Here is a 13,174-nt window from a genome sequence, read left to right as displayed (position 1 = left end):
CTGCATTCTCAAAGCGTCGCCAGCCGCGAATTCGGCAGGGTCTTTCCATAGGCTCGGCGCAGCGTCGCCTTCTCCTCCAGCGCGACGATGACACGCGTGGCGAAATCCGTCTTGTACATGTCGGCGAGCCGTGCCAGCCCGCCTGGCGTAAAGACATTGATCTCCAGAAGTTTGTCGCCGACGATGTCGAGCCCAACCAGGAACATGCCGTCGCTGACCAGTTTGGGGCGTACCATCTCGGCAATGCGCAACATCGTTTCCGTTACCTTGACCTTGCGGGCGGTTCCGGCGGCGTGGATGTTGGAGCGGACGTCGCCCTTGGCTGGGATGCGGCGAAAGGCGGCGTAACTGCCGTCGCGCATCAGCGGCAGGCCGTTCATCAGGAAAAGCCGCACGTCGCCAGCCTTGGCCTCTGGAATGTAGGCCTGCGCGATGAGATAGCCGTCGCCGCTCGCGGCCTCGAAAATCTGGTTGAGGTTGGAATCGGCAGGCGTCGCAATATGGAAGACGTTCTTGCCACCCGACCCTTGCAGCGGTTTGACGATGCAGCCCTTCGGGTGTTTGTCGATGAATGCGCGGATCTCGGCAATGCTGCGCGATATCAGGGTCGCCGGCCTGACCGCTTCGGGAAAGGTCTGCAGGTAGAGCTTGCTCTGTGCCTGTGCCAGACCGTCCGGATCGTTGACGACGATGACGCCCTGTTCCGCTGCAAGCCGCCCGAACATGATGCCGGCATTGGCGGCCCATGGCCGATCGGTGGCGTCGAGCGACGGGTCGTTGCGCAGAAACAAGATGTCTATGTCGTTCGTCGCGAACGTCTTTTTCTGCTTCGCGGCATCCTTCAGGGCAGCATACAGTTTGTCGGGCGTCTTGTAGGGAGCGTCCGGCAGAACCGCGACATTGACAGCCAGACTGTTGTCCGGACGCAGTATGAAGTCGCCGGGTTCGACATAGACGACAGAATGGCCGCGCTGGGTTGCAGCCAGCGCCAGGGTTGTCGTCGTGTAGCCGGGCGTTTCGCTCTCAACCGAATTGACGAAGAACGCAATGCGCATCGGGTGCTCCCTCAAGTCTCAACCATATCGATCGGATCGATCCCTGCCATCGCTTTCTTGAGCCGCGGACGCGCCGCATCGGAAGAAAGGAATGCGGGTTCGAGGCGCGGCGCGCGCAGCAAGCCGCGCGCGTTGAGTTCCTGGATTGCGCCGAAATGCGCGGCAGAGATCTTGCCGATCCAGAACGGCGTGAGGCTGCCGCCATTTTTCAGATGATCGAGGACCTGCACCACGCCGCGCAGATAGATGGCGTCCTTTGCCAGGCCGCCGCCTCGAAACACACGTAGCACGACGTTGAAGGCGCTGCGCTCGTCGAGACCGAAATCCTGGTGGAGGACGCGGAAGGTTTCCTCGAACGTCGCACCCTCGAGCATCGCCTGACAGGCGATGACCCTGGCCGCGATCAGCCGCAGCCGCGCTGCGGTCATGCCGCCGACCAGATATTCCGCCAGCACGGCCAGTCCCTCCTGCATGCCCTCGTAGCCGGCGAGCCCGTTGCGGAAGATGGCGAGCCCCTGCGCATCGCCGTTGAAATAGGTCAGCAGATGGACACCGATCTCGTGACTGAGCAGTGCGGTCAGACGCTCCGGTGGAAGGTTGGTATCGCGCGAAACCAGTAGCAGGTTTCGAGAGACGAGGAGGCCGGCCGGCAGGTCGCCGCGGATCTCCACGGAAGCATCGAAATCGGGGTAGGCGGCACGGTATCCGGCGATCATGTCTCGCGCGGCCGCGGCGACGGCGTCTGCGCCAAGCCCCTTCTGCCTGGCCGCCGAGGCAGCACGGGGCGCCTTTTCGAGAATGGCGCGTGCTCTCGCCGCCAGGCTCGGCTCGACGCTGCCATAGAGGGCTCGTCCGAGTTCGACGAAACGGGGTGTCTCGCGTGCCGCGAGCATCGACAGCTGGAGATCGAGCTCCTGCTGCTTTTGCGAGAGCAGCTTGGTCAGCAGCGGATCTTCCAGATGATCGAGCGAGACCGAATAGAGCTTCCGCTTCTGGGCGGCGACCTCGAATTCGAGCGGCCTGTAGAGCAGTGTGGGGACATGCTCGAAGCCACCCGCCTCGAATTCCCGCCAGGCTGGTTCGGCGTTGATCGGCGTGACGGCAAGCAGGAAATCGAATGTCGACGCGACGCTGTCGAGTGCCCGGTCGGCGCGCACGACAGCGTCGATATAGGCGCGCCGCCCCAGCGAACGATGGGTTGCCGGCGATTCCAGCTTCGATGCCTTCAGAAAGGCGCTGACCGCCTGGAGCGCGGAATCCACCATGTTGGCGACGACAAGGTCACGCAATTCGGGATAGACGCGCTCGCTGCCAGGCACCCTGTAGATCGGCGCGAAGCGCACCGTGAGGCCCGCAACATCGCCGAGATCTTCCGAGGGCCGTGCTTCGGCGCGTGTCGTGGGATTGAGTTCGTCGACGCGCGGCGTGCGGTATTTCGCTTCGCGTCCGGACGCCGCAGTGGCGAAGCGCTTGAGCGCCGCCTTCTCCGCCGCGGTGTCGCCGCTGGCCAGTGCAATCTCGAAAGGTGGCAGGAACGGCACGTCCTCCGTCAGGAACCGGTCTTCGGTCAACTCGCCGATGTCGATTACGAGGAAGGCGCCGCAATGATCGCGCATCCTTCGCGCCACCAGCCGCGCGACCTTGCCGGCGAAGCCACTATCGGCCACGATCAGATAGGACGCATTGGCGGAAACAATCTGGAACGCCGCATCCTGCTGCGACCCGACATGGACGCAGAGAAACGGCAGCGGCCGATCGATGTGCAGACGGTTGCCGTCGCCGAACTCGCGGCGGATCGGCTTGCCGTCCCGGAAAAGCGCGTCCAGGTCCGCTTCGATCTCCGCCAACGGAGAGGCAGCCTCGACGAGCTTCGGCTTCATCTCATTCCCCGCAGCGCAGCCTCGAGAACGGGCACCGTGGACGCCAGCATGGCGCGCAGCCGTTCGATTGCCACCCAGTCCGGCTCGCCGCTCCATTCATCCATGAAGATCTTCTTGAACTCGACCGCGATAGCACACCCGGTTTCGGGGAAATTGGCATGGACAAAACGGGTCTGTTCGCCCTTGCCCTTGAAAGACACATTCTCGCGCACGTCGATCGGTTCGCCGTTGAAACGCTGGCCGCGCAGCGCATCCGTGAAGGCGTCCACGATCGGCGCCCAGCGCGCGCGGTCCATCGAGAATGTGCCGATATTGATGTCAGGCGCGCCATCTTGCGACGCAGGCGCTGCTTTCGGCCCTTCGCGCCGGTGGTTGTAGCTGTGGACATCGACAAGGACGAACCTGCCGTAGCGCTTCTCGACATCGGCAAGCACACGCTTGAGCTCGCCATAGAACGCGTCGTGAAAGGCGAGGGACTCAATAACAATGTCTTCGGCGGGTGGCTCTCGCCATACGTCCAGGCCCCAGGATTGGTCCGGCGACCGGTAGACCGCCGCCTCCCGTGCCCGGTTCAGGTCGACCTGAAAGCGCGATCGATGGACGATGATCTGGCTTGGGAAATCGGCGATAAAGTGCTCGGTGAAGGGGTCCTCCTCCCGCAGCCGGTCAGGGTCGGGGATGCACATAAGCGATTGGCAAGTGCGCCCGACGTCGGAGCCGCTGTGGATCGCCGTGCCAATGACGGGGGAATCGCCAAGCTTGATTGTCCAGCCAGCCGGTGACCCGCTCGCAGCATTGTTGAGAATAGGCTTGCTCACCATCCATCGAAATGCGTGGAGAGGGCGGACGGTTCCGGGGCAGTACAAAAGCCCCGCGGGTTACTCATGAGCAAGCTGAGCCTTCGATGGAAGAGTCACGCCGAAGATGATCCGCGACGCCGGAACGGCCTCCATCCTTGGGACTGTCAGAAACTGGCGCTCTACAGTATGCTGTCCTTGTTTAGGTGCGGTCGAATTGGCGGCACGAAATGCCTCGCCGCATTGCAAGGGGTGAGCACCCTCGCGTCCGCTCCCCGCACACTATTGTTTTCGAAGTGTATCTGCGTCGGGGAACTGGGTGGAGGGAATACTTGATTCCGTTGTCATAGGCGCCGGCTCGGCCGGGCTCGGCACGAGCTATTTCCTGAAACAGCAAGGGCTCAAGCATTGCGTGCTTGAACGAAGCCGCATCGGCGAGACATGGCGGATGCAGCGATGGGACTCGTTCCGGCTGAATTCGCCCAATATACGCTCGATCCTGCCCGGCGATTCCTACAGCGGGGCGGATCCTTGGGGTGCCATAACGCACCACGAATTCGTCGCCTATCTGGAGAGCTACGTCGAGCGGCACCGATTGCCGGTGAGAACCGGGATTCCGGTGCAGGAACTGACAAGAGACGATGGGCACTATCGGGTAGCGACGCCGGATGGCACGATTCGGGCGCGCAACGTGGTGATCGCGACTGGCAATCTGAATTGTCCGGTCCGCCCGCCCTGGTCCGCCGAGCTGCCGTCGGCACTTCGCCAGATCGATTCCTCGGCATATCGCAGTGCGGCCGCACTTGACGACGGTGCGGTACTGGTGGTCGGCAGCGGTCAATCGGGAGGCCAGATTGCCGAAGACCTGGCTCTGGCTGGGCGCTCCGTCTTTCTGGCGACATGCCGCAATGGCCGCTGGGTGCGGCACTATCGCGGCGGCAGCATGCTCAACTGGCTGACCCTGAGCGGTCATCTCGATCTCCCGCGCCGGGAACTAATCCTGCCATCCGGCAAATTGCCGGCGCGCCCGTTACTCGGCGCGACGCACACCATCAGCCTGCAGTCTCTCAGCGCGCAGGGCGTCGTGCTGCTTGGTCGATTTCTCGGCGTGGACAACGGCAGCCTCATCTTTGGCGATGATCTCGATGACCATATTCGCTTTGCCGATGAGGTCTCTGCAGATGCCAAGCGCCTTGTCGACCAGTATATCGAGCGCACCGGCCTTCAGGCGCCTCCGGCCGAGGACGATCCGGCCGAAAACATCGAGCCGCGATTGCCGAGCCCACCCATCCGCTCGATCGACCTGGCGGCCAGCGGGATCTCTTCGGTAATCTGGTCTACCGGCTTTACTGGTGATTTCGGATGGGTTGGGCTGCCGGGCGCGCTTGATGCGACCGGTCAGCCCCTGCACGAGGACGGCATCGGCGCCGATCCCGGCATCTATTTTGCCGGCCTCGATTTCGCATCAACGCGGAAATCGGGCACGGTACCCGGCATTGCCGAGGAGGTAGCCCGTCTGGTTGACCATCTCGCAAAGAGATGAGCCGGATTGGATATCGAAGCAGATGAGGCGCCCGCGAACTGGCTACGATCAAGGGTAAAGGTGGACGGCAGTGCAACCTGTAGACAGTCCATTGGCAGTTGTCAGATCGGTGCGCCCATCGATCGCTGGGCTTAGGATTCTCGACATCGGTTGCGGGGCCGGCAATTTTGCAGGTCAGCTTGCTGCCGAAGGCGCGGAGGTGGTCGGCATCGATCCGGGCGTGGACGCCATACGGGCTGCCACAGCGGCTGTTCCGCAGGCCAATTTCCTCGAAGGCGTGGCCGAGGCTCTTCCTTTCGACACCGCGACATTCGACCTCTGCACGATGATCAATGCGCTTCACCACGTTCCCGAAATGGCGATGCCGGTAGCGCTTCGCGAAGCAGCGCGCGTCATCAGGCCAAACGGCGTCGTGATCATTGTCGAGCCGTTGCCGGCCGGCACCTTCTTCTCGGCTCTTCGATTGGTCGAGGACGAGACCGTTGTCCGGCTAGCGGCGCAACGCGCGATCGAAACGGCTACATTGTCTGGAGTGCTCTCTCGGATGGAGACGTTGAACTACGTTCGTCGCGATGTCTTTCCAACCGCCGACGGCTTTTTGGATCGCATTGTAGCTGTCGATCCATCGCGACGCGAAATTGTCGAGCAAAACAAATCTGCCATCAGAGCCGCCGTGCTTGCGGCGGCAGCGCGCACCAGCGAAGGTTCACTGGAATTCGACCAGCCCATCAAGGCGGATATTCTCCAGCGCGCCTGACCTAAGGTCCTTTTCCGAGGCCGCGTCAAAGCGAGACCCAGGATTCGCCTTTTGCGCCAGTTGCCGATCTGGGGTCTATTGCGGCAGCACCTCAGGCCGCCAGCACTGCCGCATCGAGCCCACGAATGATCTTCGCCAGCTCAACGCATTCGTCGTGCCGCACCTTGTTGCGCCGCCAGGCCAGGCAGATCGTGCGCTGCGGCATCGGCTCCTGGAACGGCACGATCTTGAGATCCGGCATCACGCTGGCCGGGCCTGTCGCCATTTCGGGGATCAGCGTGACGCCGAGCCCGTGCGCCACCATTTGCAACAGCGTCGTCAGGCTGGTGGCGCCGTAGCTTGCCATTGCCACCGGGCGAACGCTGCCGCACACCGCGAGCGCCTGTTCGCGCAGGCAGTGGCCTTCCTCCAGAAGCATCAGCCGTTCCAGCGCCGGGCTTTCCGGCGGCACCGGCGGCGAGGCGAAGGCCGGATCGCCCGATGGCACGGCGAGGAAGAACCGGTCGCAAAACAGCTCCTCACTGACCAGGCCGGGATGATCGAGCGGCAGGGCGGCGATGAAGGCGTCGAGCCTGCCCGAGGCGCTGTCCTCGATCAGCGATGCGGTCACCGCTTCGCGCAGTTCGAGCTGCAGGGCCGGGAAATGCCGTTTCAGCTCCGGCAGCACATGCGGCAACAGATAGGGCGCAACCGTCGGGATGATGCCCAGCCGAAAGCGCCCTTCCATGGCCGGACGGCCGCGCCTTGCGGTCGTTTCGACGTCACGTATATCGGCGAGAATGCGCTCGATGCGGGGTTGCAGGGTCAGCGCCTCATCGGTCATCCGCACCACCTTGCCGCCGCGCTCGAACAGCCGGCAGTTGAGCCGCTGCTCCATCTCGGCGATCTGTGCCGACAGCGCCGGCTGGCTGACGCCGGCGAGTTTCGCCGCGCGGCCGAAATGCAGCGTCAGCGCCAGCGCTTCGAAATACTGCATCTGCCGGACGGTGAGGCCTATCATAAGAAAAACCTATCGGAAAAAACAGGAAAGGCAATTTGTTTTTATCGTCAAAGCGCCCTAGTCTGGAACCATTCCAGAGTGGCGGCTCGATGCTTCCCCGGAAAAAGATTCAGCAAATCGGAGAGTAAAGATGGACGCGAAAACCGATGACAACAGCGCGGGCAAATGCCCCGTCGTGCACACCACCGCAGCCAGGGCCAACCGCGACTGGTGGCCGAACCAGCTGAACGTCCAGGTTCTGCACCAGCAGTCCGGTCTGTCCGACCCGATGGGCGAGGCGTTCGACTATGCCGAGGAGTTCAGGAGCCTCGACCTCAACGCCGTGATCAAGGACCTGCATGCCTTGATGACGGATTCGCAGGAATGGTGGCCGGCCGACTTCGGCCATTACGGGCCGCTGTTCATCCGCATGGCCTGGCACAGCGCCGGCACCTACCGCATCGGCGACGGCCGCGGCGGCGCCGGAGCCGGCCAGCAGCGCTTTGCGCCGCTGAACAGCTGGCCGGACAACGTCAATCTCGACAAGGCCCGCCGCCTGCTGTGGCCGGTCAAGCAGAAATACGGCCGCAAGATCTCCTGGGCCGACCTGATGATCCTCACCGGCAATGTCGCCCTGGAATCGATGGGCTTCAAGACCTTCGGCTTCGCCGGCGGCCGCGCCGACGTCTGGGAGCCGGAGCAGGACATCTACTGGGGTCCCGAAGGCAAGTGGCTGGCCGACGAGCGCTACAGCGGCGACCGCGATCTGCAGAACCCGCTCGCCGCCGTCCAGATGGGGCTGATCTACGTCAACCCGGAAGGTCCGAACGGCAATCCGGATCCGCTGGCCGCGGCGCGCGACATTCGCGACACCTTCGCCCGCATGGCCATGAACGATGAGGAGACAGTAGCGCTGATCGCCGGCGGCCACACCTTCGGCAAGACCCACGGTGCCGGCGATGCATCGTTGGTGGGCGTGGAGCCTGAGGGCGCCGACATCGAGCAGCAGGGCCTCGGCTGGGCCAGCACATTCGGCACCGGCAAGGGTGGCGATGCGATCGGCAGCGGCCTGGAAGTCACCTGGACGACGACGCCGACCAAATGGAGCAACAACTTCTTCGACAATCTGTTCGGATTCGACTGGGAACTGACCAAGAGCCCGGCCGGCGCTCACCAGTGGACGCCGAAGGGTGGTGCCGGCGCTGGCAGCGTGCCGGATGCGCACAATTCGGCCAAGCGTCATGCGCCGTCCATGCTGACCACCGACCTCGCCCTGCGCTTCGATCCCTCCTACGAGACGATCTCGCGGCGCTTCCATGAGAACCCGGATCAGTTCGCCGACGCGTTCGCGCGCGCCTGGTACAAGCTGACCCATCGCGACATGGGTCCGCGCGTGCGCTATCTCGGCCCGCTCGTTCCCCAGGAAGAGCTGCCCTGGCAGGACGTCATCCCGGCAGTCGATCATGTCCTGATCGACGAGCAGGACGCTGCCGCGCTGAAGGCGAAGATCCTCGCGTCCGGCCTGTCGGTGCCGCAGCTGGTCTCAGCGGCCTGGGCCTCGGCCTCGACCTTCCGTGGCTCCGACAAGCGCGGCGGCGCCAATGGCGCGCGCATTCGCCTGGCGCCGCAGAAGGACTGGGCCGTCAACCAGCCGGCCGAACTGGCCAAGGTGCTGGACAAGCTCGAAGCGATCCAGAAGGAGTTCAACGCGTCGCAGTCCGGCGGCAAGAAGGTCTCTCTCGCCGACCTGATCGTTCTCGGCGGCGGCGCTGCCATCGAGACGGCGGCCGGGAATGGCGTGACGGTTCCCTTCACGCCGGGGCGCATGGACGCCTCGCAGGAGCAGACGGACATCCACTCCTTCGCGCCGCTGGAGCCGACGGTTGACGGCTTCCGCAACTATGTCAGCGGCAGGCAGCGCCTAACCGTCGAGGAAGCGCTGGTCGACCGGGCGCAGTTGCTGACGCTGACGGCGCCGGAGATGACGGTTCTCGTCGGCGGCCTGCGTGTTCTCGGCGCCAATGCCGGGCAGTCGAAGCACGGCGTCTTCACCAGCCAGCCGGCAACGCTGAGCAACGACTTCTTCGTCAACCTGCTCGACATGGGCACGGAGTGGAAGGCGGCGTCGGACGCCAAGGATGTGTTCGAGGGCCGCGACCGCAAGACCGGCGAAGTGAAGTGGACCGGCACCCGCGCCGACCTCATCTTCGGCTCGCATTCGCAGTTGCGCGCGCTGGCCGAAGTCTATGCGACGGCGGACGCCAAGGCGAATTTTGCGAGAGATTTCGTGGCGGCGTGGACCAAGGTGATGAACGCCGATCGCTTCGACCTCGTGGCCTGATCGCGCTAGTCTTCAAGATCCAGAATAAGGCGCGGGCCGTGGCCCGCGTCTTATTCGTATTCAGGCTTCGAAAATCAGTCCTTCTCGAAGATGCCGGCCTTGGCGACCACGCCGGCGATGGCGCCGCCGATCAGCGGCGCGACGATGAACAGCCAGAGCTGGCTGAGTGCCGCACCACCCGAAAACAGTGCCGGGCCGATCGAACGGGCCGGGTTGACCGAGGTGCCGGTGACCGGGATCATGGCGAAGTGGATGCCCGCCAGCGTCAGGCCGATGACCAGCCCGGCAAACGCCGTCGAGTGCTTTTCCGCGGTGACGCCGAGGATCACGGTGACGAAGGTGAAGGTGCCGATCAGCTCCCACAGGAAGGCCGAGCTGACGCCCCATTTCGCCTCATCCCAGCCATTCGCGCCGAAGCCGCCCGTATGTCCGCCAACCTGGCCGGAGACGATGATCCACAGTGCCAGCGAGGCCAGGATGGCGCCGATGATCTGCGCGATCCAGTAGGGGACGACGTCCTTGGCCGGCAGCCGGCCGGCGAGGAAGACGCCGAGCGTCACCGCCGGGTTGAGATGCGCGCCCGAGATCGGGCCGATCGCATAGGCCGCCGCAATCAGGCCGATACCGAACGCCAGGCCGATGCCTTCCTGACCGAGCGGCAGCGCGCCGCCGAAGCCGCCCGTGACCACAGAAGCCGTGCCGATGAACACCAACAGAAACGTGCCTAGAACTTCCGCCAGATAAGTCTTCATTGCCCTCTCCTCGTATCGATCCGCGGCTGCGCTTTTTCTACGATGCGAATCATGGCGGCAAGAGTATTCGCAACCGGAAAACTTGGAAAGAAGAGCGCTTGCTCCAGCCGGCATGCTTGTGCACGCCAGTCGCGCGCATTAGAGAGCTTTAATGTATTGATCGAATTGTTTCGTTGTGGCTGGAAAACGACTGCTTTTTCGTGCGGCTCGCAGGATGCATGCCATCGGACCTTCGCCACATTCGGCGTGGGCCGTGTCGCCATCGGGCAAACGGAACTATTTCAATCTGGGCATGAAAGGCTCTAAGAGCAGGGCCGGACATGAATTGCTGAGCATCGGAAGACGAGAATGCGACTGGGCGGAAGGTTGGCGGCGGCCATCGAAGTGCTGGAAGACATTGGCCGGCGCCACCGGCCGGTGGCCGATGCGCTGAAGGATTGGGGCCTGTCGCACCGCTTCGCCGGCGGCGGCGACCGCGCGGCGATCGGCAACATCGTCTATGACGCGCTGCGCCGCAGGCGCTCCGCCGGCTGGCTGCTGGGCCAGGACACGCCGCGCGCCATCGGCTTCGGCGCGTTGCTGCTCGAATGGGGGCAGACGGCGCAGTCGCTGAATGACGCGCTCGACGGCGACAAGTTCGCGCCGCCGCTGCTCGACGCCGACGAACTGAAGGCGCTTGCCGCCCGCCGGCCCGAAGACGCGCCGGAAGCAGTGCGCGCGGATATTCCCGACTGGTGCGAGCCGCTCTTCGAACGGGCTTTTGGCCAGGCCTGGGTCGAAGAGGGGGCTGCCCTTGCCACCCGCCCGCCGCTCGACCTACGGGTCAACACGCTGCAGGCCGATCGCAGCAAGGTGCTGGCCGAACTCGCCGACACCGGCGCCAAGCCGGCGCGCCTTGCGCCGCAGGGCATCCGCATCCCGCCGATCGACGGCGACGGCCGGCACCCCAACGTGCAGGCCGAGCCCGCCTTTCAGAAAGGTTGGTTCGAGGTCCAGGACGAGGGCTCGCAGATCGTCGCCGCACTGACAGGTGCTGAGGCCGGAATGCAGGTGCTCGACTATTGCGCCGGCGCCGGCGGCAAGACGCTGGCGCTGTCGGCCGAGATGGGCAATCGCGGCCAGATCTTCGCCCATGACGCCGAAAAGGCGCGCCTGGCGCCGATCTTCGACCGCATGCGCCGTTCGGAAAACCGCAACATCCAGATCGTCAGCAAGCCGGCGGAACTCGCGCCGCTGTCAGGCCATATGGATATCGTGCTTGTCGACGCGCCTTGCACCGGCAGCGGCACCTGGCGGCGCCGCCCCGATGCCAAATGGCGGCTGACGCAGAGACAGCTCGACCAGCGCAAGGGTGAGCAGTCGGCAATCCTCGACGCGGCGAAGGCGTTCGTCAAACCCGGCGGCCTGCTGGTCTACATCACCTGTTCGGTGTTCGACGCAGAAAACAGCGACCAGGTCGCGGCCTTCCGTGAACGCCACGACGGCTTTAGCGCAGTCGATCACCGGGCGCTTTGGGACGGTCATTTTCCGGGCCATGCGGCGGCCGCGCGCATCGGCGCCGCCGGCGGCATTTCGCTGTCGCCGGCACTCAGCGCCACGGACGGGTTTTACGTCTGCGCGCTGCGCCGGGCCGGTTGATCGTTTTGCCGGCCAACAGAGGCGGCATCGGCTCAGGCAGGGCGGAAGGCCGATTGCTGCACTGCAGCATTGGCGATTGCCTGCCGCCCATGCCTCTGCGATAAGCTTGACTACGCGCAATGAAGGCGAAGGCCAATGGCAGCAAAGATCGTACCCGCTCCGGATTATGAGGACCGCGTCAGGACGTCCTTTGCGCGTCAGAAAGCAATGACGACCATCGGCGCCGAACTGACCTTGGTCACGCCCGGCATCATCGAGATCGAGATGCCCTACTCGGCGGCGCTCACCCAGCAGCACGGCTTTCTGCATGCCGGCGTCATCTCGACGGCGCTGGACTCGGCCTGCGGCTACGCGGCGTTCTCGCTGATGCCGGAGAATTCCACTGTGCTGACCATCGAGTTCAAGGTCAATCTCCTGGCGCCGGGCAGGGGCGAGCGCTTCTTGTTCCGAGGCTCGGTGACCAAGCCCGGCCGCACCATCATCGTCGCCGACGGCCAGGCCTATGCCTTCGCCGCCGACGGCGAAGCCAAGCTGATCGCCACCATGACCGGCACTATGATGACCGTGGTCGGCCGCGATGGCATTGCGGGGTGAGGAGCGGTCCGCGCAGCGGACGAAAAGCCCCCAATGGGCTTTTCGAGCGACGAACGCCCGGAGCCATAGCGGAGGGCCGGGAGGCGGCGAGGGCATGTCGCCCTTCTTCCCTTCCGGCGCAACTAGTAGGTAGGGAGAAGTAGATCATCGTGGCGGGTAAAGTTTCTCATCTGTCGGGCAAGTCCGTCCTCTTCGTCATGGCGGTCGAAGCCGAGTACGGTCCGCATCTCAAGCGCCTGTTCACGCCTGTCATGACCGGCGTCGGGCCGGTCGAGGCCGGTGTCAGGCTGGGCGCCGAGTTTGCCCGGCTGAAGGCCGAAAAGATGCTGCCGGATCTCGTCGTCTCGCTTGGCTCGGCCGGCAGCCGGACGCTGGAGCAGACGGAAATATACCAGGTGGTTTCGGTTGCCTATCGCGACATCGACGCCTCGCCCCTGGGCTTCGAGAAGGGCGCCACGCCGTTTCTCGACCTGCCGGTGGCCGTGCCCTTGCCATTCAGGATTCCCGGCATCAGGCAGGCATCTCTGTCTACCGGTGGCGCGGTCATCTCCGGCGCCGCCTATGACGCCATCGCCGCCGATATGGTCGACATGGAGACCTTCGCCTGCCTGCGCGCCTGCCAGCTGTTCGGCCTGCCGCTGATCGGCCTGCGCGGCATTTCCGACGGTGCCGCCGACCTGAAGCACGTCAATGACTGGAAGGAATATCTGCACGTCATCGACGAGAAGCTGGCCGCGGCGGTCGGGCAGCTTGAGCAGGCGATCGCCTCAGATGCGCTGCAGCTTGGTGCGGCGCCGCAACCCATTGCGCCGACTCATTTCTTTCTCTAAACGCTCGC

The 13,174-nt window shown here is 64.2% G+C and carries 11 protein-coding genes; 6 read left to right on the top strand and 5 right to left on the bottom strand.

Translation table 11 applies throughout. The annotated features are described in order from the left end of the window. Window positions 1-8 precede the first annotated feature (8 nt). From DH08_RS13695 to DH08_RS13685, 3 genes are read right to left on the bottom strand one after another with little or no spacing between them, the layout of a single operon-like run. Window positions 9-1,055, bottom strand: a complete 1,047-nt coding sequence (locus DH08_RS13695; protein ID WP_192179799.1) for a glutathione synthetase — start codon at window positions 1,053-1,055, stop codon at window positions 9-11. A gap of 11 nt (window positions 1,056-1,066) precedes the next feature. Continuing rightward, window positions 1,067-2,935, bottom strand: a complete 1,869-nt coding sequence (locus DH08_RS13690; RefSeq protein ID WP_192179798.1) for a flavohemoglobin expression-modulating QEGLA motif protein — start codon at window positions 2,933-2,935, stop codon at window positions 1,067-1,069. Then, window positions 2,932-3,756, bottom strand: a complete 825-nt coding sequence (locus DH08_RS13685) for an N-formylglutamate amidohydrolase (RefSeq protein ID WP_192179797.1) — start codon at window positions 3,754-3,756, stop codon at window positions 2,932-2,934. Before DH08_RS13685 ends, DH08_RS13690 begins: the two co-directional genes overlap by 4 nt. A gap of 295 nt (window positions 3,757-4,051) precedes the next feature. On the opposite strand from DH08_RS13685, the gene DH08_RS13680 reads away from it, so the two are divergent. Both DH08_RS13680 and DH08_RS13675 read left to right on the top strand, forming a co-directional pair. Then, window positions 4,052-5,275, top strand: coding sequence for an NAD(P)-binding domain-containing protein (locus DH08_RS13680; RefSeq protein WP_192179796.1), 1,224 nt, complete (start codon window positions 4,052-4,054; stop codon window positions 5,273-5,275). Window positions 5,276-5,345: 70 nt separating this feature from the next. Further along, entirely contained in the window at window positions 5,346-6,032 is a 687-nt protein-coding gene (locus DH08_RS13675) for a class I SAM-dependent methyltransferase (protein ID WP_345892390.1), read from the top strand. Window positions 6,033-6,123: 91 nt separating this feature from the next. Here DH08_RS13675 and DH08_RS13670 read toward each other — a convergent pair whose 3' ends face one another. After that, window positions 6,124-7,032, bottom strand: coding sequence for a hydrogen peroxide-inducible genes activator (locus DH08_RS13670; protein ID WP_192179794.1), 909 nt, complete (start codon window positions 7,030-7,032; stop codon window positions 6,124-6,126). A 130-nt stretch (window positions 7,033-7,162) separates the two neighbouring features. Here DH08_RS13670 and katG point away from each other — a divergent pair, with 130 nt between their 5' ends. After that, window positions 7,163-9,352, top strand: coding sequence for a catalase/peroxidase HPI (gene katG, locus DH08_RS13665; RefSeq protein WP_192179793.1), 2,190 nt, complete (start codon window positions 7,163-7,165; stop codon window positions 9,350-9,352). A 74-nt stretch (window positions 9,353-9,426) separates the two neighbouring features. Here katG and DH08_RS13660 read toward each other — a convergent pair whose 3' ends face one another. Beyond that, the gene (locus tag DH08_RS13660) at window positions 9,427-10,104 is read right to left on the bottom strand and encodes an MIP family channel protein (protein ID WP_192179792.1); all 678 of its coding nucleotides are present in this window, start codon (window positions 10,102-10,104) and stop codon (window positions 9,427-9,429) included. A 348-nt stretch (window positions 10,105-10,452) separates the two neighbouring features. Here DH08_RS13660 and DH08_RS13655 point away from each other — a divergent pair, with 348 nt between their 5' ends. From DH08_RS13655 to DH08_RS13645, 3 genes are all read left to right on the top strand, one after another. Beyond that, window positions 10,453-11,742 (top strand): RsmB/NOP family class I SAM-dependent RNA methyltransferase, encoded by a 1,290-nt coding sequence (locus tag DH08_RS13655; protein WP_192179791.1) that lies wholly within the window; start codon window positions 10,453-10,455, stop codon window positions 11,740-11,742. A 135-nt stretch (window positions 11,743-11,877) separates the two neighbouring features. Then, entirely contained in the window at window positions 11,878-12,336 is a 459-nt protein-coding gene (locus DH08_RS13650; protein ID WP_192179790.1) for a PaaI family thioesterase, read from the top strand. A 149-nt stretch (window positions 12,337-12,485) separates the two neighbouring features. Beyond that, window positions 12,486-13,166: a 5'-methylthioadenosine/S-adenosylhomocysteine nucleosidase gene (locus DH08_RS13645; protein ID WP_345892389.1), complete on the top strand. Its 681-nt coding sequence runs from the start codon at window positions 12,486-12,488 to the stop codon at window positions 13,164-13,166. Window positions 13,167-13,174: the final 8 nt, after the last annotated feature.

The organism is Mesorhizobium amorphae, from assembly GCF_014843845.1.
GTDB classification, from domain to species: Bacteria; Pseudomonadota; Alphaproteobacteria; order Rhizobiales; family Rhizobiaceae; genus Mesorhizobium; species Mesorhizobium amorphae_A.
Note: the sequence above shows the minus strand (reverse complement) of the source record. Positions and strands in the feature narration are given on the sequence as shown.